Here is a 23,653-nt window from a genome sequence, read left to right as displayed (position 1 = left end):
TTTTATTGTTGTAGGTACCGGCGGTCGGTCAGGCCGCCGGGTTCAAGCCGGCACGGCTCAGGTGAAGCGACAGCTCACTTCGCCCAGGCGGGTCAGGCGCAGGCGCAGGCTGTCGCCCGCCACCACCGGCACCATCGGCCCCAGCGCGCCGGACAGCAGCACGTCACCGGCCTGCAGCGGGCGCCCGGCCAGGGCCATGGTGCGCGCCAGCCACAGGCAGGCATCCAGCGGGTTGCCCATACACGCGGCGCCCACGCCGATGGCGGCCTGGGCACCGTTCTTCTCCAGCAGCATGCCTTCCAGGGCCAGGTCCAGGCCGTGCAGGCTGACCGGGGTCTTGCCCAGCACGTAGAGGCCCGAGGAGGCGTTGTCGGCCACGGTGTCGACCAGGGTGATCTTCCAGTCCTCGATGGCCGAGTCGACGATTTCCAGCGCCGGCAGCACATGGTCGACCGCGCGCAGCAGCTCGCCCAGGGTGGTGTCGGGGTCGGGCAGGTCGCGCCCCAGCACGAAGGCGATCTCGCCCTCGGCCTTGGGCTGGATCAGCCGCGTGCTGTCGATGGCCTGGCCATCGTGGCATTCCATGTCGGCGAACAGCATGCCGAAGTCGGGCTGGTCGACGCCCAGTTGCTGCTGCACCGCCAGCGAGGTGAGGCCGACCTTGCGCCCGCTCAGGCGCCGGCCGGCGGCCAGCGCGGCCTGGGTGGCGAGTTCCTGCACGGCGTAGGCGTCGTGCAGCGACTGGATGTCGAAACGCTCGGAAATGCGCCCGCACGGGGTGCGGGTCGAGCGGGCCTGGGCCAGCGCTGCGGCGGCGGCCTGAAGGTTGGGGTGGGTCATGGGGTTGCTCCTGAACGGGTCCGGTTGGCTTACAACGCGCGCGCGCGACTCTGGCGATAGCCCTGGTGCAGTTCGTCGACCAGCTCGGCCACGCTGCAGGTGCGGGTGATCTGGCCCACGCCCTGCCCCGCCGACCACACGTGTTTCCACGCCTTGTTGGCGGTGGCGATGTCGCCGGAGAAGTCGATGCTGGGGCGGGTTTCGCTGCGCGGGTCGATGCCGGCCTTGTCCAGCGACGGCTGCATCCAGTTGGCCAGCACACCGCTGACCGCCTTGGTGGTGGTCACCTGGTCCAGCGAGCACTCCACCAGCATGTCGCGGTAGGCGTCCTCGACCAGGCTTTCGTGGGTGGCGATCAGGCGCGTGCCCACCAGCGAGAAGTCGCAGCCCAGCACCTGCGCGGCATGGATGTCGCGCCCGTTGGAGATCGCCCCGGCCAGGCCCAGCGGGCCGTCCCAGAACTCGCGCACTTCGGCGACGAAGGCGAACGGGTTGTAGTTGCCTGTATGCCCGCCGGCGCCGTTGCACACCAGCACCAGGCCATCGACGCCGGCGGCCACGGCCTTGCGTGCCAGGGCCGGGCTGATCACGTCGGCGATCACCACCCCGCCATAGGCGTGCACGGTGTCGAGCACGCGCTTGGGGCTGCCCAGGGCGGTGGAAACGATCGGCGGCTGGTAACGGCGCACCAGCTCAAGCTCGGCCTCGAAGCGGTCGTAGGTGCTGTGCACGATCATGTTGAGCATCCACGGCGCCCACTGTTCGCCACGCTGCTGCGCGGCGTCACGCTCGCCGACGATCTGTTCCAGCCATTGCTGCAGTTGCTCGACGGTGCGCGCATTGGGCGCCGGCAGGCTGCCGACGATGCCGGCCTGGCAGCTGGCGGCGAGCAGGCGCGGGCCCGACACCAGGAACATCGGCGCGGCCAGCACCGGCAGGTCGAGCCCGGCGAACAGGTTCAGGAGTTGCTGTTGCGGTGCACTCAGGCTTGTTGTTGTCATCACGCATCTCTCTTGTTCTGGTTATCAAGGCTCAGGCCTTGCGCGACCGCGTGGGGCCGGCGCTGCGAATCTCCCAGCCGCCATCGCTGTGGATGATGTTGGCGGTGGTCAACCCGGCATTCTCGCGCGAGGCCAGCAGCACGTAGTGCCCGGTGTGGTCCTCGGGCTCGGCAATCCGTTGCAGGGGCACAGCCTGCGCGGCACCGGCCTCGAACCCGGGGATCTGGTTGAGCGGTACGCTGCGGCTGTTCAGGCCATCCAGGCTTTTCATCGGCGTGTTGGTCGCCCCCGGCGCCACGCCGTTGACCCGGATGTCCGGCGCCAGCTCGTAGGCCAGCTGGCGGATCATGCCCACCAGCGCATGCTTGGCGGTGACGTACAGAATGCCACCACCGCCGGCATAAAAGGCACTGTTGGACAAGGTAAAGATCATGCTGCCACGGGTTTGGCGCAGCGCCTCGATCGACGCCTGCGCGCCGAGCAGGTAGCCCTGCACGTTGGTGGCGAAGAGTTTCTGGAACGCACCCTCGAAATCCTGCGGGGCGATGCGGTCCAGGCGGGTGAAATAGTCGAACACCGCGGCGTTGCCGACGAAGGTGTCGAGCCTGCCGAACGCCTCCAGGGTGGCGGCCACGGCGCGCTGGTTATCCTGATAGCGCGCCACGTCGCCCTGCACGGTGATCACCGCATCGCCCAGCTCGGCAGCCAGCGCCGCCAGTTGCGCCGCGTCGCGGCCCATTACCGCGACCCTGGCGCCTTCGGCCACGTAGCGGCGCACGATGGCGCTGCCGATGCCGCCGGTACCGCCGGTGACCAGTGCCACCTGCCCTTTCAACCAAGCCATGTGCAGGCCCTCATAGGAACGTGTTGATGTTCTTGCACAGCAACATCGCGTTGGGGATCAGAATCTTGCGCTTGAGCAGCTTGAGGCCCTCGGCCTCCAGGCGCAGCACGTCCTCGCGCCGCCCGGCCAGCTGGGCGTGTTCGTCCAGGCCACGGCTGCGCACGTTGACGAAGCACGAGTACGCCAGGTACTCGCCCGGCTCGGCGCCGGCGTACACCTCGATGTTGCTGACCAGGTGCACGTTGCGCGTGGGCGGGTTCTCGGCCCAGGCCGAGGGCTGCTTGAAGCGCGCCACGCGGCGCTTGAGCTCGCGCATGCCGTCATCGAAGAAGGCCATGTGCTCCAGGCGGTAGGGCCCGGACTTGTCTTCGCGGCGACGGTTCTCGATGCCGGGCATCCAGTAGTGGATGGCTTCGCTCAGGCTCAGCAGCCATTGGTCCCAGCACTCGTTGTCGAGCAGGCGCGCCTCGCGCAGCAGAAACTGTTCGACCCGGCGGGCCTCGTCGATGGACACCGGGGTGTCCTGCAGTTGGTGTGTCATCTCGCCCCCTCAGCGCAGCGTGCCGTTGCGGTCTGGTACGTCGGCCCAGGTCGGTGCCTGCAGCAGGTCTTTCCAGCGCTGGTAGAACGCCCGCGCGTTGCATTCGTTGAGCTGGCCCTTGAACACGTTGCCCGGCAGCTCGCTGTCGTCCAGGCGGGTGTGCATGCCCAGGCCCACGTACAGGTCCTGATAGCGCGTGACCACGCCACGGCTGGTCTTGGTGCAGTATTCCCAGTTCTCGCCATCGTCCATCTCGAACACGCCGGTGGGCGAGAAGGTCATCATCGCGCCACGGCGCCATTTGTCCTTGATGTCCTGCGGGGCGTTCTTGTTGACGATGACCCAGGTGAACAGCTCGATCTTGTGCGGGCCACGCGGCTGCCAGATGCGCACGGTGTTCTGCCCCGGCAGGAACGAGAAGTTGGGGAACACGGTGAACGAGGAGATCGCGCCGATCAGCTTCGAGCGGAACTCGCCCAGGCGCTCGGCGACCTTGGGGCGCAGCACGTGCAGGTACTTGTTGATGTCCTTTTCGCCCAGGGTGGCGGCGTTGCCGACCACGTCGGTGGCGAACTCGTAGCCGTGGCCGTTCCAGTTCACCGAGTAGGATTCGGGCAGTTCGCCGACATTGGCCACCGGGCCGCCGAGCATGGCCTTGGCCGCCGAGTCGTGGGTCCAGCCGCCGTGCAGGATGTCGCCGACGAAGTTTTCGGCGGCGATCTTCCAGTTGCACTCGATGGTGGAGCGGATGCAGCCGCCCAGGAACTCGCTGCCGCCCTCGTCCATGTCGAGCATCACGTCCATGTACCAGGTCATCGGCCCGAGGTACTCCTCCAGGGTCGGCGCATCGCTGGCAAAGGTGGCGAACACCAGGCCCTTGTAGCTGGCCACGCGGGCTTCGCGCAGGCCATGCCTGGACTTGTCGAACTGGCTTTCTTCGTAGCACTTGGATTCGTGCATGCCCATCAGGCGCCCGCCATCGGCGCCGAACGACCAGCCGTGGTAGTTGCAGATGAAGCCGCGGGCGTTGCCGGCCTCGGCAAAGCACACCTTGTTGCCGCGGTGCGGGCAGGCATTGAGGAACACCTTGATCGAGGCGTCCTTCTGGCGTACCACCAGCACTTCGTCTTCGCCCATCGAGGTGGTCAGGTAGTCGCCGGACCTGGGCAGCTGGGATTCGTGGGCGACGAACAGCCAGCAGCGCGCGAAGATCTTCTCCAGCTCCTGCTCGTAGATCGCCTCGTCCCAGAACACCTTGCCCGACAGGCGCCCCTCCTGCATGTCGCAGAGGCGGTCGAGGTTGCCCAGGGCGGGCGTGCTTTCGAGGGTTCTGAGCGGTATGTGCTTGTTGTTATCCATGGTTCAGACTCACAGGTATGCGGTTGGACGGCGCCCGGTCAGACCGGGCTGTCGGCGTCGGCCAGCGCCTCGTCGGCTTCCAGGGCCGTGTCGGCATACACCTCGCGGTCGGTGACAATGACCTTGTAGGTGCGCAGGTGCCGTTCGCAGGGGAAGGTCACGGCCTTGCCGCTGGGGATATGGAACTGGCCCCAGTGCACCGGGCAGGTGATCAGGTCGTCTTCCATGTCGCCTTCGGCCAGCGAGGCGGTGGCGTGGGTGCACATGTCGGTGGTGGCGTAGAAGGTGCCGCCCAGGTTGTAGACGCACAGGGCATCGCCATCGCCGTTGGCGACCTTCTTCAATTCGCCCGGCGCCAGCTCGTCACGCTGGCAAAGCAGTACGCGGCTCATGCCGGCTCCTCGTTGTTGAGTTGCACAAAGCCCAGGCCGGTGACCCAGGCGGGCACGGCTTCATAGGCGATCACTTCACCGCGCGGACGCTCCAGGGCGGCCATGGCGCAGGCGAAGTTGCGGATTTCCATCGCGCCGTTGCCGGCCCGACGCAGGATGTCTTCGTCGCGGTAGGCGCACAGTGCCTGCAGGTCGCCGTTGACCCCGTGGGCAAGGATTTCGCGGTCGAAGTCCTCGGCCACCTGGCCCATCTCGACGGTACCTACCCAGTGGCTGATGCCGCCGCTGCCGATGATCACCACGCGCTCGTCGGCGTCGAACGCCTCGACTGCCGCGCGCAGTTGCCGGCCCAGGTCGGCCGAGCGCTCCAGCGAGATGTACGGGTCGACGCCGCACGCCAGGTACACCGGGATGCTCGGCAGCTCACGGCCCAGCAGGGCCTCGGCCGGCTTGACCACCAGCTGGTGCGGGATCGAGAACGAATGGTCGACGGTGAAGCTGCGCGCCACGGTCCAGTCCACGCCCTGCCCTTCACCGTGATGGACGATGTGCTCGGCCAGCGCCTGGTGGTTGCGCACCACGCCCCGGTCCAGGCCCGGCAGGCGGTCGATGGGGCCGTCCACGTCGCCGGTGCCGATCACGTAGCGCGGCAGGCAATGGGGGCCGAACAGGATGTAGTGATCACAGCCGACGATGATCACCGCCGTGGGCTGCAAGGCGGCCAGGCGCTCGGCGCATTGGGCATAGGCGCCCCATACGGCATCGCGTTGTGCGGCCGGTGGCGCTTCGGGCGCCACGAACATCACCGGGTCATGCGGCATCCAGAAGCCGCCCACTATCTTGCCCATCGGTTCACCCCTTGAGCGCGGCGGAAAACCCCGCGCCTTGTTCATCGGTACAGCCCAGGCGCTGCTTGTAGACGCGCATGCTGCGTTGCGGCGAAAGCTCCTGCCAGAAGCCCATGGTCAGCATCGGGTTGACCCCGGCCGCCTGCAGGCCGGCCACGTCGAAGTCGAGGATCATCTGCGCCTCGTCGGGGGCCAGGGCAAAGCGCTGCACGAAGCCTGCGGCGTCTTCACGAAAGCGCTGCTTGGCCGCGCGCTCCACGCACAGCTGCCACAGCACCCGCTCCATCACGTTTCTGCTCATGCCGGACTACTCGCCGAGAAAGTCGCGAACCAGCGCGGCAAAGCGCCGTGGCTGTTCGCTCTGGACCCAGTGACCGCAGCGCCCGAACAGGTGCAGGTCGGCGTCGGCAATGCTGTTGGCGATCAGCAGCCCGCACTCCGGCGGCACCACACGGTCTTCGCGGCCGTGTACCACCAGCGTCGGCGCCACGATCTTGGCCAGCGCGGCGGCGGGGAAGCCCTTGACCATCGTCTGGCCTTCGGCGGCGGGCTGCGGGATCAGCTTGCGCAAGGCGGCCTGGGCACCGGGCCGGGCACTGGCCTCGTAGCGGGCCTGCACCATGGCGTCGGTGATCAGCGCCTTGTCGTAGGGGAACAGCTCCATCAGCTGACGCATGTTGGCCAGCGACGGCTCGTATTCCCAGGCGCCGCGCAGGCCTGGGGTCTGCACGAACTCGCCGGCCGGGGTGCCGAGCAGCACCAGCTTGTTGACGCGCTCGGGGGCGAACACCGCCAGGCCGATGGCCAGGGCGCCGCCGAACGAGTTGCCGATGAAGGAGGCCTTCTGGATATCCAGGGCATCCATGATGCCGATCAGGTGGCTGACCCACAGCTTGATGTCGTACCGGGCCTCATCCTTGAACTCGGTGAAACCGAAGCCGGCGATGTCCGGCACGATCACCCGCCAGCGGTCGGCGAACACCGGCACGCTGGCGGCCCAGTTGGCCCAACCCGAAACACCCGGGCCCGAGCCGTGCAGCAGGAACAGCGGCTCGCCCTGGCCGGCCTCGTGGTAGTGGGTGTGGTGCCCTGCTGCGAGCAGAGTCTTTGCAGTTGCGCTCATGTCGGCCTCCGGTTTTTATTCTTAACATACAGTTGTGTATCTGCATGCTATTTACCGTTTTGACCTGAGTCAATGAAAAAACATGACTATTTTCAAATAATGAGCAGCCGTACCTACACCTATGTACTGTCATGTATGGCAGGATGCGGACACCCGGCACTGGCCTTGTGGCCAATGCCGGCAATAGCTTCGCCGTTGCGGCGGGCGTTAGAATGACGGTTTGCTGCCAAGGCCAAGCGTCGAACCCTGCGCTGCCCTGGCGCTTATCCAGCTTGTTGGACAAGGCCCTACACAATGTCATCACGCACCAACCTCACGCGGGAAGATTGGATTCATGCGGCACAGGAAGTGCTTGTCACCAGCGGCGTCGACGCCGTGCGCGTCGACACCCTGGCCAAGGAACTGAAGATCACCCGTGGCAGTTTCTACTACCACTTCAAAAGCCGCGGCGAACTGCTCGAAGGCATCCTGGGCAACTGGCGCGCACGCGCCACCGAGGATGTGATCCTCAACCTGCGCACGGCCCACAGCACGCCGCTGCAGCAGTTGCAGCGCCTGCTGGAGCTGCCTTCCCACGGCCAGACCGCCAAGGACGCCGCCTCGATCGAACTGGGCATCCGCGGCTGGGCGCGGCGCGACAAGCAGGCGCGCCAGGCCATCGACGAGGTGGACAGCCATCGCCTGAACTACATCGAGGGGCTGCTGATTCAGGCCGGCGTGCCCAGCGACGAAGCCCAGGACCGCGCCTACCTGATCTACGCCTACCAGATCAGCCTGTCGCTGCTGCACAGCGAAGACACCCCGCAACAACGCCTGGCGCGCAGCCAGCGCATGGCCGGCATCCTCCTCCCCGCGTGCAGCCACGCCCCGGCCTGAGCGCCTGTGCCGACCCGTTCGGCACATTGCAAATACACAAATGTATCTTTGTATATCCAATACCCGCCATCCAGCGGGTATTGGCACGCTCGTCTTGAAAAATATTTATTCAATAAATTCAAATAGATAATCGAATAAATCGGCGAATGCAGGCGCGCCGCTGCGGCGCCTGTTGACAAGCCGCCCACCTTCCCGCGTAGTCTATACATACACATGCACATGTGTATTTAAACGCCTTGCATGTTGCCCTGCCCCGGGCAGGGGCGCACCACAATAAGAATAGAAAACGAGTACTTCACTATGCACGCGCCTGCACGCTCTCGCCGGGTCCCGCCCTGCGCGCCCGACCCGTCACGCCCCCGGTACGGCACCGCCGCACCGACGCCGACCGCCCTCTGCGACCGGCATCCCACCTCCCCCTTGCCCACTGCTCGCTGAGGCCTGCCCATGGATTTCTCGATACTGGCGTTTCTTGCCCAGGACGGCCTGACCACGGGCGCGATCTACGCACTGGTGGCGCTGGCCCTGGTGCTGGTGTTCTCGGTGACGCGCACCATCCTGGTGTGCCAGGGCGACTTCGTCACCTACAGCGCCCTGACCCTGGCCACCCTGCAGCTGGGCCTGATGCCCGGCACCGTGTGGCTGCTGCTGGGCTGCTCGCTGGCCGCCTGCGCACTGGACTGCACCGACGCCGCACGGCGCCGTCAATGGCGCCGGCTGCCGGGCCTGCTGGCGCGCTACCTGAGCCTGCCGCTGCTGTTGTGGGCGGTGCTGGGCAACCTCGACCTGGCGAGCCTGCCGGCGCTGCTGCAGATTCTGCTGACCCTGGCCCTGGTCACGCCGCTGGGGCCGTTGCTGTACCGCCTGGTGTACCAGCGGGTGGCCGAGACCTCGGTGCTGTTGCTGTTGATCGTGTCGGTGGCGGTGCATATCGCGCTGGTGGGCGTGAGCCTGCTGATGTTCGGCGCCGAGGGCGTGCGCACCGAAGCCCTGGCCGAGTCGGTGTTCATGCTCGGCGAGCTGCCGGTGGGCCTGCAGAGCCTGCTGGTGATCGGCAGCGCGCTGCTGCTGATCGGCCTGCTGTATGCCTTCTTCGGCCACAGCCTGTACGGCAAGGCGCTGCGTGCCACTGCGCTCAACCGTACCGGCGCGCAGCTGGTGGGCATCCCCACCCAGCTGGCCGGCAAGGCCGCGTTCGGCCTGGCCGCGCTGATCGGCGCGATCTCCGGGGTACTGATCGGCCCGCTGACCACGCTGTATTACGACTCGGGCTTTCTGATCAGCCTCAAGGGCTTTGTGGCGGCGATCTTCGGCGGCCTGGCCAGTTACCCGATAGCCGCGGCCAGTGCGTTTTTCGTCGGCGTGCTGGAGAGCTTCGCCAACTTCGGCGCCTCGGCCTACAAGGAGGTCATCGTGTTCACCGTGGTGATCCCGGTGCTGCTGTGGCTGTCGCTGAAAAACCCGCATCTGGAGGAGCAACACTGATGGCCCTGCGACTGATCCCCCTGTTGGCCCTGCTGCTGGTGGCGGGCCTGGCGCCGCTGGTGCTGCCCGCGTTTCACGTGACCCTGCTCAACTACATCGGCCTGTACAGCCTGGTGGCCCTGGGCCTGGTGCTGCTGACCGGCATCGGCGGCATGACCTCGTTCGGCCAGGCCGCATTCGTGGGCATTGGCGCCTACGCCAGCGCGGTGCTCACCACCCAGTACGGCCTGTCGCCGTGGCTGGGCCTGCTGGCGGGGCTGGCGATCACCCTGGTGGTGGCCACCAGCCTGGGCCTGCTGACCCTGCGCCTGGCCGGGCACTACCTGCCCATCGGCACCCTGGCCTGGGGCCTGGCGCTGTTCTACCTGTTCGGCAACCTGCCGGGCCTGGGCGGCTTCGGCGGCCTGCAGAACCTGCCGAACATCGAGCTGCTGGGCTGGCAGATCAGCGGCTCGGCCGATTTCGCCGTGCTGATCGGGTTGTTGCTGGCGGCCAGCCTGTGGCTGCTCGACAACCTGCTGCACAGCCGCCAGGGCCGTGCCATCCGCACCCTCAAGGAATCGGCCGGGATGGCCGAGGCGATGGGCATCGATACCGCACGCAGCCGCCTGCAGGTGTTCATCATCGCCGCCCTGCTGGCGGCCCTGTCGGGCTGGCTGTACGCGCACCTGCAGCGGGTGGTCAACCCCACGCCGTTCTCGGTGGTGATGGGCATCGAGTACCTGTTCATGATCGTGCTGGGCGGCGTCGCCAGCCTGTGGGGCGCGCTGCTGGGCGCAGCGTTGCTGACCCTGATCAAGCAGGTGCTGCAGGACGTGCTGCCGCAGCTGTTCGGGCACGCCGACAACGTCGAGATGATCTTCTTCGGCGTGCTGGTGATCCTGGTGCTGCAGTACGCCCGCGGCGGCCTGCTGCCGGTACTGCGCAGCGTGCTGCCGGCCAGCCGCCCGCGCACCCTGGCGCTGGATGACGCGCCGGCCCTGCCCCGGCGCAGCATGCCGGCGGCCGGCAAGCCGCTGATGGTGGCCCAGGGGCTGCTCAAGCAGTTCGGCGGGCTGGTGGCCAACAAGAACATGGGCCTGTCGGTGAATGCCGCCGAGGTGACCGCGCTGATCGGCCCCAACGGCGCCGGCAAGTCGACCCTGTTCAACCTGTTGTCGGGGGTGCTGACGCCCAATGCCGGGCAGATCACCTTCAACGGCCAGCGCATCGAAGGCCTGTCGCCGCGCGCCATTGCCCACCTGGGCGTGAGCCGCACCTTCCAGCACGTGCGCCTGCTGGGCGAGATGAGCGTGCTGGAGAACGTCGCCCTCGGCGCCCATGCCCGGGGCAAGGCCGGGCTGCTGCGCTCGATGCTGCACCTGGAACGCAAGGAAGAAGCCGCCCTGCTCGCCGAGGCCACGCGTCAGATCCAGCGGGTGGGCCTGGGCGAATACCTGCACACCCCGGCCGGCAGCCTGCCGCTGGGCCAGCAGCGCATCGTCGAGATCGCCCGCGCGCTGTGCAGCGACCCGTTGCTGTTGCTGCTCGACGAACCCGCCGCCGGCCTGCGCCATGGCGAGAAACAGGCGCTGGCGCAACTGCTCGAGCAGTTGCGTGGCGAGGGCCTGGGAGTGCTGCTGGTGGAGCACGACATGGAGTTCGTGATGGGCCTGGCCGACCACATCGTGGTGATGGAATTCGGCCAGCCCCTGGCCAGCGGCACCCCGCTGCAGATCCAGCAGAACCCTGCGGTGCTGGCCGCCTACCTCGGAGGTGTCGAATGAGTCGCCTGCTGGATGTGCGCAACCTGTCGATCAACCACGGCAAGGTCGAGGCGGTACGCAACCTCGACCTGCACCTGGAGGAAGGCCAGATCGTCAGCCTGATCGGCCCCAATGGCGCCGGCAAGACCACCCTGATGGCGGCGCTGATCGGCCTGCTGCCCTGCCAGGGCCAGGTGACCTACGCCGGCCAGGCGTTGCTGGGCCACCACGACGTGGCCCAGCGCATCGACCAGGGCATGGTGCTGGTGCCCGAGAGCCGCGAGCTGTTCGGCCTGATGAGCGTGGAAGACAACCTGCGCCTGGGCGCCTTCAGCCGCCACCGGCACGGTTTTCGCGACCATCAGCAGACCCTCGACGAGGTGTTCGGGCTGTTCCCGCGCCTGCTCGAACGGCGCCAGCAGGCCGCCTGCACGCTGTCGGGCGGCGAGCGCCAGATGCTCGCCATCGGCCGCGCGCTGATGGCCAAACCGCGCCTGCTGATGCTCGACGAACCGAGCCTGGGCCTGGCGCCGCGGGTGATCGGCGAGATCTTCACCATCTTCGACACCCTGCGCCAGAGCGGCGTGTCGATTCTGCTGGTGGAGCAGAACGCCCGCGCTGCGCTGAAGATTTCCGACTACGGCTACGTGCTGGAGGTCGGCGAGATCGTGCTTGAAGGCGACGCCCAGGCGTTGGCCAGCAACCCCCGGGTGGTCGAAAGCTACCTGGGCCGCGCACCCGCGCCCACCGCCACCACGGAGGTGATCAGCGCTACCGGCACGTAGCGCCCCGCAGCACTTGCCACACCCATAAAAACAATATCAGGAGCTTGCATGAAACCGATTCTTCCCTTGCTGTTGCTGGCCACGCTGTCGACCGCTGCACAGGCCGACATGACCGTCGGCGTGATTCTCTCCACCACCGGCCCGGGGGCCTCGCTGGGCATCCCCGAGCGCAATACCGTGGCGCTGCTGCCCAGGGAGATTGCCGGGCAGGCCGTCAAATACGTGGTACTGGACGATGCCAGCGACAGTACCGCCGCGGCCAAGAACGCGCGCAAGCTGGTCAGCGAGCACAAGGTCGACCTGCTGATCGGCTCGACCACCGTGCCCACCTCGGCAGCAGTCGCGCAGATCGCCAAGGAGAGCCAGACCGCGCAGATCGCCCTGGCACCGTTCAGCCCCGCCAGCGGCGAGCAGAGCTGGATCTTCACCATCGCCCAGACCAACACCCTGATGGCCCAGGCGCTGATCGAGCACATGCAGCAGAACGGTGTGAAGACCCTCGCCTACATCGGCTACAACGATGTGTGGGGCGAAGACTGGCACAAGGTGCTCAGCGAAATGGCGCCGGCGGCAGGCATCACGCTGGTGCGCGACGAGCGCTTCAACCGCACCGACTCGTCGGTCAGCGGCCAGGCGCTGAAGGTGATGAGCAGCAAGCCCGACGCGGTGCTGATCGGCGCCACCGGCACCCCGGCGGCACTGCCGCATACCGAGCTGCGCCGGCTGGGCTACAAGGGCACCGTGTACCACACCCACGGCGCGGCCAACAGCGCGTTCCTGCGCATCGGCGACAAGGCGCTCAACGGTGCGATACTGCCGGTGGGCCCGGTGGTGGTGTGGGACAAGCTGCCCGCCAGCCACCCCTCCAAGGCCATCGCCAGCCAGTACGCGCAGGACTACCAGGCCAAGTACGGCGACAACAGCCTGTCGCCGTTCGGCGCCTACCTGTACGACGCCATGCTGCTGGTGCAGGCGGCCACCCCGGCGGCGCTCAAGGGTGCCGAGCCCGGCACCGCGCAATTTCGCCAGCAACTGCGCGACCAGCTGGAGCAGACCCGCGACGTGGTCGGCACCCATGGCGTGTACAACCTCAGCGCCACCGACCATTTCGGCCATGACCAGCGCGCGCGTGCACTGGTGAGCGTGCAGGACCAGCAATGGGTCCTGCTGCATGCCCCTGAATAAACCCCCACAACAATAATAAAAAAGGCAGATCCATGAGCACTCTGAAACGGGTCAACACCACCCTCGCCCTCGGCACCCTGTGCGGGCTCAGCCCGGCACTGCTGGCCCAGGGTTTCATCGAAGACAGCAAGGCCACCCTGACCGCGCGCAACTACTACTTCGACCGTGACTACAAGGGCGAATCGGCGCAGTCGGCGACACGCGAATGGGCCCAGGGTTTCATCCTGCGCTTCACCTCCGGCTACACCCCGGGCACCGTCGGCTTCGGCCTGGATGCCCAGGCCATGCTGGGCCTGAAACTGGACTCCAGCCCCGCGCGCACCGGCACCGGGCTGCTGCCGTTCGACCCCAGGGACCGCGACCCGCGCGACGATTATTCGGAGCTGGGCCTGACCGGCAAGGTCAAGGTCTCCAGGACCGAACTGCAGGCCGGCACCCTGGCACCGTTTTCGCCGATCCTGTTCGCCAGCCCCACGCGCCTACTGCCGCAGACCTTTCGCGGGGTGCAGTTCAAGTCCCAGGACATCGACAACCTGACCCTCAGCGGCGGGCGCCTGGACCGCATGAACCAGCGCGATTCCACCAACTACCAGAAGGTCACCGTCGCCGCGCCCAACCGGCGCTTCAATGGTGCAGCCGAGTCGGACAGCTTTACCTATGGCGGCGGCGACTATCAGTGGTCCGAGCAGCTGGTGCTCAAGTACTACCATGCGCAGCTGGAGGACATCTATCGCCAGGACTACGTCGGCTTCGTCGACAGCCGTGCGGTGGCGAACGGGCGCCTGAAGACCGATGTGCGTTACCACATCAGCGGCGAGGACGGCCCGGCCAGGGCCGGCAAGGTCGACAACCGTACCTTCGGCGTGATGAGCACCTACAGCCTGGGCGCACACAGCCTGGGGCTGGGCTACATGCAATTGAGCGGCGATACGGCGATGCCGTACATCGCCGGGTCCGAGCCGATGGTGGTGAGCGAGGGCGCATTGAGCAGCGAGTTCCTCAACCCCAAGGAGCGTACCTGGCAGGTGCGCTATGACTACGACTTCGTCGCCCTGGGCGTACCGGGGCTCAAGGGCATGCTGCGTTACCTGGACGGCAGCCGCATCGAGTTGCCGAATGCGCTGGGCGGCAGCGGGCGCAGCGAGAGCGAGAAGGACATCGAGTTGTCGTACGTGGTGCAGAGCGGCACGTTCAAGAACGTTGCATTGCGGTTGCGCCATGCGTGGTACCGCAATGACTTTGCCTCGACTGCGGCGTTCAGGGATGACAACGAGCTGCGGGTGAACGTGGATTACACCGTGGCGCTTTGGTAACGCGCTGGCATCGTGTGTAGATGAACAAACGCCCCGGCTTGCCGGGGCGTTTTGCATTCCAGGGTGGCCATGACAGTCCGATTGTCTTGCAGTGCCTGGTCAGGCCTCTCGCGGGTCAAGCCCGCTCCCACAGGGTCTTGCGGTGCGTCCAAAATGCTGGCGTGGCGGGTGAGATCCTGTGGGAGCGGGCTTGACCCGCGAAGGGGCCCTCACAATTTACCCCGTAACCACCTGCCCCACCTGCTCCTCCAGCTGCTGCGCCAACGCCCTCAGCTCATCACACGACTGGCGCGTCTGCTCGATGGTGCGCGCGCTCACCGTCGAGGCGTCGTGGATGCGCGTGACGCTGCGGTTGATACCGTCTGCCGTGGCCGCCTGCTGCTCCGCCGCACTGGCAATCTGCAAGGTCATCTGGCTCACCGTGGACGCCGACGCATCGATCAACGCCAGCGCCTGCCCGGCCCGCGCCGAGGCGGCCACCGGCTGCTGCGCCGACTCGACGTTGGCGCCGATCTGCGCCGCCGCCTGGCTGGCACCGGCCTGCACGCGGTTGATGATCTGCTGGATCTCCAGCGTCGACTGCTGCGTACGCCGCGCCAACGTGCGCACCTCGTCCGCCACCACCGCAAAGCCACGCCCGTGCTCACCTGCACGCGCCGCCTCGATGGCAGCATTCAACGCCAGCAGGTTGGTCTGCTCGGCAATCGCGGTGATCACGTCCAGTACGCGCCCGACACTGCCCGAGTCGGTGGCCAGTTGGTCCACCACGCTGCGGCTGTGCTCCAGCGCCTCGGCCAGCGCACCAATCGCCTCACCGGCATCGCGCACCGTGGCGCTGCCGGCCGTGGCCTGTTGCTCGGCATCGCGGGTGGCGCTGGCGGCGACGCTGGCGTTGTGCGCCACGTCCTGCACGGTGCTGACCATCTCGCTCATGGCCGTGACCACGCTGTCGGTCTCCAGTTGCTGGGCCTGCATGCTGCGCTGCGCCGCCTCGGTGATCTGCCCCAGGCTGTCGCTGGTGCTGGAGATGCGCTGGCTGGCCTTGGCCATGCTGCGGGTGACGCGGTGCGCAGCCTCCACCAGGCGGTTGAAGCTGTGCGCCACCTGGGTCAGCTCGTCGAAGCCGTCGGTGGGCAGGCGCAAGGTCAGGTCGGTGTGGCCATCGGTGGCGCGGGCCAGCGCCTGCACGGTGTGGTTGAGCGGCCGGGTGATGCTGCGAATCAGCAGCCAGGCGCACAGCGCCATGCCGAGCAACGCCACCAGCACCAGCAACGCCGGCATGCGCAGCACCGTGTTCACTTCGTGGCGCACGTCCTGCGGGTGGATGCCGCTGGCCAGCACCCAGCCCCAGGGCTTGAACAGCACCACCTCGGACACCTTGAATTCCGGCGCCTGCCCGGCTGCCCGCGGAAACCAGTACTCGACCGTGCCGCGCCCCTGGGCCACCGCCCGGTCGATCATTTCACGGGCGAACGGCTTGCCGTTGACGTCCTTGAAATCGGCCTGCGACTTGCCCACCAGGGCGGGTGCCTTGGGGTGCATGAGCATGCGGTGCTGCAGGTCGAGAATCAGCAGGTAGTTGTCGCCCAGGTAGCGAATGCGGCTGACCATTTCTGCCGCCTGGCGCTGCGCCTCGGCGCGGCTCAGGTGGCCTTCCTCGGCCTGCTTCTCATAATGCGCCAGCAGGGTGGATGCGGTGTCCAGCGCAGTGCCGACACCGGCCATCTTCTCCTGCAGCAGGCTGCGTTGCAGGGTCAGCCCCAGCCAGCCACTGAGCAACACGACAAACAGGGTGATACCGATCACCAGCACGGTGATGCGGGTGCTGATACGCAGATGTCTCAACCCGATCATAGGGGGCAATACCTCATTTTATTGTTATGCACGACGGCGCAAGGCGCACCGCGCACAAACATACACTATTGTATTTTAAAATGAAGATTGACCAGCCTCTAATCTGGAATTTACCTCTTACAAAAAGATTCAGACATGTATTCGATCAGTAGGCGAATGCAGCCCGGTGCTTGCGCACGAAATCCACCCAGCGCACCGGCTCGCGGCCGGTGATGGCCTGGAAGTTGTCGAACACCTGGTCGACCCCGGGGATGGTGCCGGCGGCCATGCGCGTGAAGTTGTCGTGCACGCAGCTCATGTAGGCCATCTCGGCGCCGGCGGCGCGCATGTTTTCGAGAAACACGTCGGGTGATTGCGCGTCATAGCGACACGGCTGGCCGAGTACCTCGCTCATCACCTGTGCCACCTCGTCGTAGGACTTCACGTCGTAGCCCAGGCGGTAGGTCTGCCCGGCATGGCGCTGCGGGTGCAGCAGGGCCTGCGCCGCCACCCGCGCCACGTCTTCGCCGTCGACCCAGCTGAACCGCGTGTGGCCGGTGTACTGTTCGATCACGCCGTTGCGCACGGCCTGGGTGCCGTCGTAGCTGAGCAGGTTCTGCATGAAGCACTCCGGGCGCAGGTGGGTGAAGCTGAAGCCGCACCATTGCACATAGCGCTCCACGAACTGGTGCCAGGCCCAGTGGCCGATGGTGGCGTCGTCGTCGCCACAGGCCCCCAGGTGTACCACGTGCTGCACCCCGGCGTGGCGTGCGCGGTCGAGAAAGGCCTTGCTCTGGCGCAGCATGTCGACGCTGTAGCCGGTCACCAGCAGCACCCGGTCGACGCCCTGCAGGGCCGGCGCCAGGGTGTGCTCGTGGTCGAAGTCCATGATCACCGTGCGGATGCCACGGGCCTCGAAGGGCTGCGCCTTGGCCGGCGAACGCACGGCGGCCACCAGTTCGATGGTGTCGTCGCCTTGCAGAAAGCGCAGGGTGTCGCCGCCGATCTGGCCGGTGGCGCCGGTGATGAGGACGGTGGGCTTGGTGTCGTGCATGGTCGCAACCTGTTGTGCAGTAGAGGTTGAATCAGGCTACTCGGGAACAAACGGCGTATTGGCGATATGTTTTACCGGGTAAAGTGACTGCAATTCATCAATGGGGTGGGCACATGTATTCTTCGGAACGCCTCAAGGGCATCGACGTGTTCGTCTGCGTGGCCGACCTGGGCAGCTTCAAGGCCGCGGCCGAGCGCCTTAACCTGACCGGCTCGGCGGTCAGCAAGAGCGTCGCGCGGCTCGAGGCGCGGCTGCACACGCGCCTGTTGGCACGCACAACACGGCGCGTGGCGCTGACCGAAGCCGGGGCGGCGTTCTATCGCACCTGCACCGGCGTGCTGGCCGAACTAGAAGAGGCGGAGCTGGCGCTGAGCACCCAAGACGCCGAGCCGCGCGGCCGGGTACGCATCGACCTGCCGGCGGCCTTCGGGCGCCTGCACGGGCTGCCGGCGATTCTGGCCTGCGTGCACGAGCATGCGCTGCTGATGCCGCACGTGACCTTCTCCGACCGCTTCGTGGACCCGGTCGAGGCCGGCATCGACCTGTTCGTGCGCATCGGCGGGCCGCAAAGCTGGCCGGCGGCGGTGGGGCACCATTACCTGGGCTCGCAGCGCGTGGTGTTCTGCGCCGCCCCCGCGTACCTGGAGCGTCATGGCGAGCCCGGCAACGAGCTCGAACTGGAACGCCACAGCTGCATCGTGTACGGGCTCAATGACGGCATGGTCGGCCCGTGGCACTTCCCTACCGCCCGCCCCGGGCATACCGAGCGTCGGATCATGCCGGCACGCATGGCGGTGGGCGATGCCGAGGGCCAGGTGGCCGCAGTGCTGGCCGGGCATGGCATCGCACAGCTGCCGACCTGGCTGATTCGCCGTCAGCTGGAAGACGGCAGCCTGGTACAGGTGCTGGCGCCGCTGGCCACCGACGGCCTGCCGATTCACCTGGCGTGGCTCAAGAGCCGGCAGGCGCAGCCCAAGGTCGCGACGCTGCTGACGCACCTGCGCCAGTGCCTGTCGGGGGACGGTTTCGAGCCGCCGTCGCCGTCATCGTGTGGCAACGCGTCGCGCTCCCGGGCGAACGTTTCCAGATAATTCGTATACCATATCCCTAAATCCCCTCGAATGATTGCCACCGTGAACCTACCCAAACTCAACGCGCCGGACCTGGGCAACACGCCCTCCACGTCCGAGATCATCACCCGGCACCTGCGCGATGCCATCGTGGCCGGGCACTTCGACGAAGACGAGCCGATTCGCCAGGACGACATCGCGCGTCAGTTCAACGTCAGCAAGATCCCGGTGCGCGAGGCGCTCAAGCGGCTTGAGGCCGAGGGGCTGGTGATGTTCCAGCGCAACCGGGGGGCGATGGTCACGCGCTTGTCGGATTTCGAGCTGGCGCAGATGTTCGAGGTGCGCATGTTGCTGGAGGACAAGGTGTTGCGCCTGGCCATCCCGAACATGACCGAGGCCACGTTCGAACAGGCCGAGCGCATCTGCCAGGAGTTCATCGGCGAGAACGATGTGGGGCGCTGGGCGCAGTTGAACTGGGAGTTGCATGCGTGCCTGTACGAGCCGGCGCAGCGACCGTTTCTGGTGAGCATGATCCGTTCGGTGAACGACAAGCTGGAGCGGTACCTGCGCATGCAGATGAGCCTGTCGGCGGGCAAGGAGCGTGCCGACCACGAACACCGCGAGATCCTCGATGCATGCCGGGCGGGTGATGTGGAGCGCGCGGTGGGCTTGCTGGATGAGCATATTGCGGGGGTGTGCGAGACCTTGCTGGAGCACTTGCCGATGGCCAAGCCCCACCCCAGTCTGGAGCCGGGCCAACAAGGCTGACCTCTCAAAACCCCCAGGCCATGGCGCGTTGCAACAGTTCGGACATGTCATGGCCCTATGCCGATTTCGTCATCCACACCGCGCAATTCCATCAAGACGCCACCCCCCACCAACCGCCACCCTTGCGTCCATACCCCCAACGGACGCGCCCCATGAAACGCATCACCGTGATCGACTCCCACACCGGCGGCGAACCCACGCGCCTGGTCACCGCAGGCTTCCCCGACCTGGGCCACGGCAGCATGGCCGAACGCAGGCAACAGCTGGCCGAACACCACGATCAGTGGCGCGCCGCCTGCATGCTCGAACCCCGCGGCAATGATGTGCTGGTAGGCGCACTGCTCTGCGAACCGGTCGACCCCAGCGCCTGCGCCGGGGTGATTTTCTTCAACAACACCGGCTACCTGGGCATGTGCGGCCACGGCACCATCGGCCTGGTGATCTCGCTGGCCCACCTGGGCAGGATCGGCCCCGGCACCCACACCCTCGAAACCCCCGTGGGCAACGTGCAAGCCACCCTGCACGACGACCACTCGGTCAGCGTGCGCAATGTACCCGCCTACCGCTATCGCCACGCCGTCAGCGTGCAGGTGCCCGGCATCGGCGAAGTGACCGGCGATATCGCCTGGGGCGGCAACTGGTTCTTCCTGGTGGCCGAGCACGGCCTGCGTATCAGCGGCGACAACCTCGACGCGCTCACCGCCTACACCGTGGCCGTGCAGCAGGCCCTGGAAGATCAGGGCCTGCGCGGCGAGGACGGCGGCCTGATCGATCACGTCGAGCTGTTCGCCGACGACCCCGACGCCGACAGCCGCAACTTCGTGCTGTGCCCCGGCAAGGCCTATGACCGCTCGCCCTGCGGCACCGGCACCAGCGCCAAGCTGGCGTGCCTGGCCGCCGACGGCAAGCTGCAACCGGGCCAGATCTGGCGCCAGGCCAGCGTGATCGGCAGCCAGTTCGAAGGCTCGTTCGAAACCGCCGGCGATCGCATCGTGCCGACCATTCGCGGCCGCGCGCATATCAGCGCCGAAGCCACGCTGATCATCGAGCAGGACGACCCGTTCGCCTGGGGCATCCGCCTGTGACCCAGGGCCTGGCCGCCGATGTGATCGTGGTGGGCGCCGGCATCATCGGCGCGGCCTGCGCCCAGGCCCTGGCCCGGCGCGGCCTCGACGTGCTGGTGCTGGATGCCGGGCTGCCCGGCGCCACCGCCGCCGGCATGGGCCACCTGCTGGTGCTGGACGACAACCCCGCCGAACTGGCCCTGAGCCAATACTCGCTGCAACGCTGGCGCGACATTGCGCGCAACCTGCCCGAAGGCTGCGCCTACCGCAGCAACGGCACCCTGTGGCTGGCCGCCAACGCTGAAGAAATGGCCGTGGCCGAGCACAAGCACGCCAACCTGCGCGCCCATGGGGTGATCTGCCAGCTGGTCGGCGCACCTCGATTGCGCGAACGCGAACCGTTGCTGCGCGAAGGGCTGGAGGGCGGCCTGCTGATCGAGGACGACGGCATTCTGTATGCCCCGGCCACCGCACGCTGGATGCTCGACCAGCCGCGCATTAGCCAGCGCCAGGCACGGGTCGCCGAGGTGGATGGCGCCCGCGTGCGCCTGGACGACGGCCAGTGGCTGGCCGCCACGGCCGTGGTGCTGGCCAACGGTATCCAGGCCACCGAACTGTGCCCCGAACTGCCGATACAACCCAAGAAGGGCCACCTGCTGATCACCGACCGCTACCCCGGCCAGGTCACCCACACCCTGGTGGAACTGGGCTACGTGACCAGTGCGCACAACGCCAGCGGCCCGTCGGCCGCGTGCAATATCCAGCCGCGCCCTACCGGCCAGCTGTTCATCGGTGCCTCACGCCAGTTCGGCACCACCGACCCGCAGGTAGAAGGCTGGATGCTTGCCAGGATGCTCAAGCGCGCCACCGAATACGTGCCGGCGCTGGCCCAGCTCAATGCGATTCGCGCCTGGACCGGCTTTCGCGCCGCCAGCCCCGACGGCCTGCCGCTGGTGGGCCAGCACCCGCAACGCCCCGGCCTGTGGCTGGCGGTGGGGCATGAAGGGCTGGGCGTGACCACGGCCCCGGCCACCGCCGACCTGCTAGTGGCGCAACTGTTCGACGAACACCCGCCCCTGGCCGCACAGGCCTACCTGCCACAGCGTTTTCTCGGAGAACCGACCCATGCCTGAACTGACCCTGGACGGACGTGCCCTGCGCGTGGCCGAAGGCACCAGCGTGGCCGCTGCACTGGCCCTGGCTGGCGACGGCTGCACGCGTACCTCGGTGAGCGGCCAGCGCCGCGCACCGCTGTGCGGCATGGGCATCTGCCAGGAATGCCGGGTGAGCATCGACGGCCGGCGCCGCCTGGCCTGCCAGACCCTGTGCCGCGACGGCATGCAGGTGGAGACCCGCGCATGAGCGCCCGTGCCGACGTACTGATCATCGGCGCCGGCCCGGCCGGCCTCAATGCCGCACTGGCCGCTGCCCCCAGCGGTGCACGCATCGTGCTGCTGGACGACAACCCCTGGCCCGGCGGGCAGATCTGGCGCGACGGCCCGCAGGCCAGCGTGCCGGCGCAGGCACAGCGCCTGCGCGAGCACGTGGGCGCCTTGAACAATGTGCAGCACCACCCGCAGACCCGCGTGATCGCCGCCACCGGCCCGCGCCAGTTGCTGGTGGAAGACGCCGAGCGCGGCTGGTTGATCGACTACGACACGCTGATCCTGTGCACCGGCGCACGCGAACTGCTGTTGCCCTTCCCCGGCTGGACCCTGCCCGGCGTGACCGGTGCCGGTGGCCTGCAGGCACTGGTCAAGGGCGGCCTGCCGGTGCGCGACCAGCGCGTGGTGATCGCCGGCAGCGGCCCGCTGCTGCTGGCCAGCGCTGCCACGGCGCGGCACAACGGCGCGCAGGTGGTAGGCGTTGCCGAACAGGCAACCCGCGGCGCGGTGGCGGGTTTTGTCGCACAACTGCCGCGCTGGCCAAACAAGCTGCTGCAAGCGTTCGGCCTGTTCGACCGCCACTACCGCACCGACAGCCATGTGGTGGAGGCACTCGGCACCGAGCGCCTCGAAGGCGTGCGCCTGCGCCAGCACGGCAAGCTGGTCGAGCTGGCCTGCGAGCGCCTGGCCTGCGGCTTCGGCCTGATTCCCAACAGCCAGCTCGGCCAGGCCCTGGGCTGCACACTCCACGGCCAGGCGCTGGCCGTGGATGCGTGGCAGGCCACCAGTGAGCCGGGCCTGTTCGCGGCGGGGGAATGCACCGGTTTTGGGGGCAGCGAACTGGCGCTGGTGGAAGGCACCATTGCCGGGCTGGCGGCCGTGGGCGACCGCCAGGGCGCCGCCCGCCACTGGCCGCAGCGAGCGCGCTGGCAGGGCTTCGCCAAGGCGCTCAACCACGCCTTCGCCCTTGCCCCGCAGCTCAAGCAACTGGCGCGCCCCGACACCCTGGTATGCCGCTGCGAGGACGTGCCCTACAGCAAGCTCGCCGGCCAGCGTGACTGGCGCGAGGCCAAGCTGAGCAGTCGCTGCGGCATGGGCGCCTGCCAGGGCCGGGTGTGCGGCGCCGCAGCGCAGCACCTGTTCGGCTGGCAGCCCTCGGCGCCGCGCCCGCCGTTCAGCCCGGCGCGCATCGAGACCCTGCTGTGCCTGGACGACACCCCGCCCGCATGAAACGCAGCCCGGGGCTTTCGAGGCGGGCGCCGGATCTCTATGATCCCGAAGGTGCCCACCAGACCGTCAGCGCCATGTACGTATCGCTCAACAGCTTCCAGCCCTGCGACCTGCCCAGCCTGCTGAGCAGCCTGCAGCCGATCGCGCCGCTGCTCGATACGCTGAGCGACGTGGTGTTCTTCATCAAGGACACCCAGGCCCGCTACGCCTTCGTCAACCACACCCTGGCGCGGCGCTGCGGCTTCAGGCACAGCCACGAGCTGCTGGGGCTGACGGCCGACAGCGTGTTCCCCGAACGCTTCGGCCCGCTGTACACCGCGCAGGACCGCCGCGTGCTCGACAGCGGCCGCGAGCTGGCCGACCAGCTCGAACTGCACCTGTACTTCGGCAACCAGCCGGTGTGGTGCCTGACCCACAAGCTGGCACTGTTCGACACCCAGGGCCAGATCGTCGGCTTGGCCGGCATCTCCCGCGACCTGCAGGCGCCCCAGGCCAGCCACCCCGGCTTCGATCGCCTGGCGGCGGTGGATGCGCACATTCGCGAGCACTTCGCACGGCCCGTGAGCCTGGCCGAGCTGACCGCGATTGCCGGGTTGTCTGCCGCGCAGCTGGAGCGCAACTGCAAGCGTGTGTTCCAGCTCACCCCGCGCCAGATGATCCACAAGGTGCGCCTTGAAGAAGCCTCGCGACTGCTGCACCACAGCGACCTGCCGATCACCGAGATCGCCCTGCGCTGCGGCTACACCGACCACAGCGCGTTCAGCCGCCAGTTCCGCGCCCTCACCAGCCTGTCGCCAAGCCAGTACCGCGATACCCGTCGCTAGACGCGGTGTGTTCCTTTAGGGTGCGCCGCCGCACCCACTGCTCCCATATGTAACACCGCCGGCACCGGGCAGCGTTTCCTGCGCACCG

At 67.4% G+C, this 23,653-nt stretch carries 24 protein-coding genes and 1 pseudogene; 13 read left to right on the top strand and 12 right to left on the bottom strand.

What is annotated here, in order from left to right; translation table 11 throughout:
• Positions 1 to 57: 57 nt before the first annotated feature.
• Genes FW760_RS25525 through FW760_RS25485 form a run of 9 tightly spaced genes read right to left on the bottom strand, consistent with a single transcriptional unit; the run spans position 58 to position 6,948 of the window.
• Positions 58 to 840 (bottom strand): 2-keto-4-pentenoate hydratase, encoded by a 783-nt coding sequence (locus FW760_RS25525; protein ID WP_058541174.1) that lies wholly within the window; start codon positions 838 to 840, stop codon positions 58 to 60.
• A gap of 29 nt (positions 841 to 869) precedes the next feature.
• Complete coding sequence (locus tag FW760_RS25520; protein ID WP_043861080.1) at positions 870 to 1,841, bottom strand: NAD(P)H-dependent flavin oxidoreductase; 972 nt, start codon at positions 1,839 to 1,841, stop codon at positions 870 to 872.
• A gap of 31 nt (positions 1,842 to 1,872) precedes the next feature.
• Positions 1,873 to 2,685: a 3-(cis-5,6-dihydroxycyclohexa-1,3-dien-1-yl)propanoate dehydrogenase gene (gene hcaB, locus FW760_RS25515; RefSeq protein WP_054916105.1), complete on the bottom strand. Its 813-nt coding sequence runs from the start codon at positions 2,683 to 2,685 to the stop codon at positions 1,873 to 1,875.
• Positions 2,686 to 2,695: 10 nt separating this feature from the next.
• Positions 2,696 to 3,226, bottom strand: a complete 531-nt coding sequence (locus tag FW760_RS25510; protein ID WP_043861078.1) for a 3-phenylpropionate/cinnamic acid dioxygenase subunit beta — start codon at positions 3,224 to 3,226, stop codon at positions 2,696 to 2,698.
• A gap of 9 nt (positions 3,227 to 3,235) precedes the next feature.
• The gene (locus FW760_RS25505; protein ID WP_043861077.1) at positions 3,236 to 4,585 is read right to left on the bottom strand and encodes an SRPBCC family protein; all 1,350 of its coding nucleotides are present in this window, start codon (positions 4,583 to 4,585) and stop codon (positions 3,236 to 3,238) included.
• Positions 4,586 to 4,623: 38 nt separating this feature from the next.
• A complete protein-coding gene (locus FW760_RS25500) occupies positions 4,624 to 4,977 on the bottom strand; it encodes a non-heme iron oxygenase ferredoxin subunit (protein WP_043861076.1) in 354 nt (117 codons plus the stop codon).
• Positions 4,974 to 5,825, bottom strand: coding sequence for a DODA-type extradiol aromatic ring-opening family dioxygenase (locus FW760_RS25495; protein ID WP_054916106.1), 852 nt, complete (start codon positions 5,823 to 5,825; stop codon positions 4,974 to 4,976). Before FW760_RS25495 ends, FW760_RS25500 begins: the two co-directional genes overlap by 4 nt.
• 4 nt (positions 5,826 to 5,829) lie before the next feature.
• Positions 5,830 to 6,126: an extradiol ring-cleavage dioxygenase gene (locus FW760_RS25490; protein WP_043861074.1), complete on the bottom strand. Its 297-nt coding sequence runs from the start codon at positions 6,124 to 6,126 to the stop codon at positions 5,830 to 5,832.
• A gap of 6 nt (positions 6,127 to 6,132) precedes the next feature.
• Positions 6,133 to 6,948 carry an alpha/beta fold hydrolase gene (locus FW760_RS25485; protein WP_116054594.1) on the bottom strand — a complete coding sequence of 272 codons (816 nt, stop codon included), beginning with the start codon at positions 6,946 to 6,948 and terminating at the stop codon, positions 6,133 to 6,135.
• A gap of 294 nt (positions 6,949 to 7,242) precedes the next feature.
• On the opposite strand from FW760_RS25485, the gene FW760_RS25480 reads away from it, so the two are divergent.
• The 6 genes from FW760_RS25480 to FW760_RS25455 all read left to right on the top strand — a co-directional run bounded on the left by FW760_RS25480 (position 7,243) and on the right by FW760_RS25455 (position 14,337).
• Complete coding sequence (locus tag FW760_RS25480) at positions 7,243 to 7,824, top strand: TetR/AcrR family transcriptional regulator (RefSeq protein WP_116054597.1); 582 nt, start codon at positions 7,243 to 7,245, stop codon at positions 7,822 to 7,824.
• 447 nt (positions 7,825 to 8,271) lie between these two features.
• A complete protein-coding gene (locus tag FW760_RS25475) occupies positions 8,272 to 9,309 on the top strand; it encodes a branched-chain amino acid ABC transporter permease (RefSeq protein ID WP_043861071.1) in 1,038 nt (345 codons plus the stop codon).
• A complete protein-coding gene (locus FW760_RS25470) occupies positions 9,309 to 11,075 on the top strand; it encodes a branched-chain amino acid ABC transporter ATP-binding protein/permease (RefSeq protein WP_052504234.1) in 1,767 nt (588 codons plus the stop codon). Before FW760_RS25475 ends, FW760_RS25470 begins: the two co-directional genes overlap by 1 nt.
• 5 nt (positions 11,076 to 11,080) lie before the next feature.
• The gene (locus tag FW760_RS25465; protein WP_446444091.1) at positions 11,081 to 11,839 is read left to right on the top strand and encodes an ABC transporter ATP-binding protein; all 759 of its coding nucleotides are present in this window, start codon (positions 11,081 to 11,083) and stop codon (positions 11,837 to 11,839) included.
• Positions 11,840 to 11,887: 48 nt separating this feature from the next.
• Positions 11,888 to 13,024: an ABC transporter substrate-binding protein gene (locus FW760_RS25460; RefSeq protein WP_043861069.1), complete on the top strand. Its 1,137-nt coding sequence runs from the start codon at positions 11,888 to 11,890 to the stop codon at positions 13,022 to 13,024.
• A 32-nt stretch (positions 13,025 to 13,056) separates the two neighbouring features.
• A complete protein-coding gene (locus FW760_RS25455; protein WP_446444087.1) occupies positions 13,057 to 14,337 on the top strand; it encodes an OprD family porin in 1,281 nt (426 codons plus the stop codon).
• Between the two features lie 216 nt (positions 14,338 to 14,553).
• On the opposite strand, the gene FW760_RS25450 is transcribed toward FW760_RS25455, so the two are convergent.
• From FW760_RS25450 to FW760_RS25440, 3 genes and pseudogenes are all read right to left on the bottom strand, one after another.
• Complete coding sequence (locus tag FW760_RS25450) at positions 14,554 to 15,312, bottom strand: methyl-accepting chemotaxis protein (protein ID WP_370409121.1); 759 nt, start codon at positions 15,310 to 15,312, stop codon at positions 14,554 to 14,556.
• A 105-nt stretch (positions 15,313 to 15,417) separates the two neighbouring features.
• Positions 15,418 to 16,062, bottom strand: a pseudogene (locus FW760_RS25445) (cache domain-containing protein); the annotation flags it as partial.
• Between the two features lie 274 nt (positions 16,063 to 16,336).
• Positions 16,337 to 17,224: an SDR family oxidoreductase gene (locus FW760_RS25440; protein ID WP_446444086.1), complete on the bottom strand. Its 888-nt coding sequence runs from the start codon at positions 17,222 to 17,224 to the stop codon at positions 16,337 to 16,339.
• A 113-nt stretch (positions 17,225 to 17,337) separates the two neighbouring features.
• Between FW760_RS25440 and FW760_RS25435 the strand changes: the two genes are divergently transcribed.
• The 7 genes from FW760_RS25435 to FW760_RS25405 all read left to right on the top strand — a co-directional run bounded on the left by FW760_RS25435 (position 17,338) and on the right by FW760_RS25405 (position 23,565).
• Positions 17,338 to 18,315: a LysR family transcriptional regulator gene (locus FW760_RS25435; RefSeq protein WP_100633774.1), complete on the top strand. Its 978-nt coding sequence runs from the start codon at positions 17,338 to 17,340 to the stop codon at positions 18,313 to 18,315.
• A gap of 42 nt (positions 18,316 to 18,357) precedes the next feature.
• Positions 18,358 to 19,062, top strand: coding sequence for a GntR family transcriptional regulator (locus FW760_RS25430; RefSeq protein ID WP_043861088.1), 705 nt, complete (start codon positions 18,358 to 18,360; stop codon positions 19,060 to 19,062).
• A gap of 152 nt (positions 19,063 to 19,214) precedes the next feature.
• Entirely contained in the window at positions 19,215 to 20,147 is a 933-nt protein-coding gene (locus FW760_RS25425; RefSeq protein WP_054916112.1) for a 4-hydroxyproline epimerase, read from the top strand.
• Positions 20,144 to 21,259 (top strand): NAD(P)/FAD-dependent oxidoreductase, encoded by a 1,116-nt coding sequence (locus tag FW760_RS25420; RefSeq protein ID WP_054916113.1) that lies wholly within the window; start codon positions 20,144 to 20,146, stop codon positions 21,257 to 21,259. The genes FW760_RS25425 and FW760_RS25420 overlap by 4 nt, the downstream gene beginning before the upstream one ends.
• Complete coding sequence (locus FW760_RS25415; RefSeq protein ID WP_043861063.1) at positions 21,252 to 21,488, top strand: 2Fe-2S iron-sulfur cluster-binding protein; 237 nt, start codon at positions 21,252 to 21,254, stop codon at positions 21,486 to 21,488. The genes FW760_RS25420 and FW760_RS25415 overlap by 8 nt, the downstream gene beginning before the upstream one ends.
• Positions 21,485 to 22,741: an NAD(P)/FAD-dependent oxidoreductase gene (locus tag FW760_RS25410; protein WP_116054604.1), complete on the top strand. Its 1,257-nt coding sequence runs from the start codon at positions 21,485 to 21,487 to the stop codon at positions 22,739 to 22,741. Before FW760_RS25415 ends, FW760_RS25410 begins: the two co-directional genes overlap by 4 nt.
• 74 nt (positions 22,742 to 22,815) lie before the next feature.
• Positions 22,816 to 23,565, top strand: coding sequence for an AraC family transcriptional regulator (locus FW760_RS25405; protein ID WP_043861061.1), 750 nt, complete (start codon positions 22,816 to 22,818; stop codon positions 23,563 to 23,565).
• The last annotated feature ends 88 nt before the right edge of the window (positions 23,566 to 23,653 follow it).

Source organism: Pseudomonas sp. 1176_21, assembly GCF_052850635.1.
Note: the sequence above shows the minus strand (reverse complement) of the source record. Positions and strands in the feature narration are given on the sequence as shown.

Bases quoted from the DNA above. Each gene is read 5' to 3' on its own strand.
- FW760_RS25450 (WP_370409121.1), bottom strand. From the start codon at position 15,312: ATGCAGGCCCAGCAACTGGAGACCGACAGCGTGGTCACGGCCATGAGC.
- FW760_RS25410 (WP_116054604.1), top strand. From the start codon at position 21,485: ATGAGCGCCCGTGCCGACGTACTGATCATCGGCGCCGGCCCGGCCGGC.
- FW760_RS25510 (WP_043861078.1), bottom strand. From the start codon at position 3,226: ATGACACACCAACTGCAGGACACCCCGGTGTCCATCGACGAGGCCCGC.
- FW760_RS25440 (WP_446444086.1), bottom strand. From the start codon at position 17,224: ATGCACGACACCAAGCCCACCGTCCTCATCACCGGCGCCACCGGCCAG.
- FW760_RS25495 (WP_054916106.1), bottom strand. From the start codon at position 5,825: ATGGGCAAGATAGTGGGCGGCTTCTGGATGCCGCATGACCCGGTGATG.
- FW760_RS25405 (WP_043861061.1), top strand. From the start codon at position 22,816: ATGTACGTATCGCTCAACAGCTTCCAGCCCTGCGACCTGCCCAGCCTG.
- FW760_RS25415 (WP_043861063.1), top strand. From the start codon at position 21,252: ATGCCTGAACTGACCCTGGACGGACGTGCCCTGCGCGTGGCCGAAGGC.
- FW760_RS25520 (WP_043861080.1), bottom strand. From the start codon at position 1,841: ATGACAACAACAAGCCTGAGTGCACCGCAACAGCAACTCCTGAACCTG.
- FW760_RS25500 (WP_043861076.1), bottom strand. From the start codon at position 4,977: ATGAGCCGCGTACTGCTTTGCCAGCGTGACGAGCTGGCGCCGGGCGAA.
- FW760_RS25485 (WP_116054594.1), bottom strand. From the start codon at position 6,948: ATGAGCGCAACTGCAAAGACTCTGCTCGCAGCAGGGCACCACACCCAC.
- FW760_RS25490 (WP_043861074.1), bottom strand. From the start codon at position 6,126: ATGAGCAGAAACGTGATGGAGCGGGTGCTGTGGCAGCTGTGCGTGGAG.
- FW760_RS25460 (WP_043861069.1), top strand. From the start codon at position 11,888: ATGAAACCGATTCTTCCCTTGCTGTTGCTGGCCACGCTGTCGACCGCT.
- hcaB (WP_054916105.1), bottom strand. From the start codon at position 2,685: ATGGCTTGGTTGAAAGGGCAGGTGGCACTGGTCACCGGCGGTACCGGC.
- FW760_RS25505 (WP_043861077.1), bottom strand. From the start codon at position 4,585: ATGGATAACAACAAGCACATACCGCTCAGAACCCTCGAAAGCACGCCC.
- FW760_RS25435 (WP_100633774.1), top strand. From the start codon at position 17,338: ATGTATTCTTCGGAACGCCTCAAGGGCATCGACGTGTTCGTCTGCGTG.
- FW760_RS25480 (WP_116054597.1), top strand. From the start codon at position 7,243: ATGTCATCACGCACCAACCTCACGCGGGAAGATTGGATTCATGCGGCA.
- FW760_RS25470 (WP_052504234.1), top strand. From the start codon at position 9,309: ATGGCCCTGCGACTGATCCCCCTGTTGGCCCTGCTGCTGGTGGCGGGC.
- FW760_RS25455 (WP_446444087.1), top strand. From the start codon at position 13,057: ATGAGCACTCTGAAACGGGTCAACACCACCCTCGCCCTCGGCACCCTG.
- FW760_RS25525 (WP_058541174.1), bottom strand. From the start codon at position 840: ATGACCCACCCCAACCTTCAGGCCGCCGCCGCAGCGCTGGCCCAGGCC.
- FW760_RS25425 (WP_054916112.1), top strand. From the start codon at position 19,215: ATGAAACGCATCACCGTGATCGACTCCCACACCGGCGGCGAACCCACG.
- FW760_RS25475 (WP_043861071.1), top strand. From the start codon at position 8,272: ATGGATTTCTCGATACTGGCGTTTCTTGCCCAGGACGGCCTGACCACG.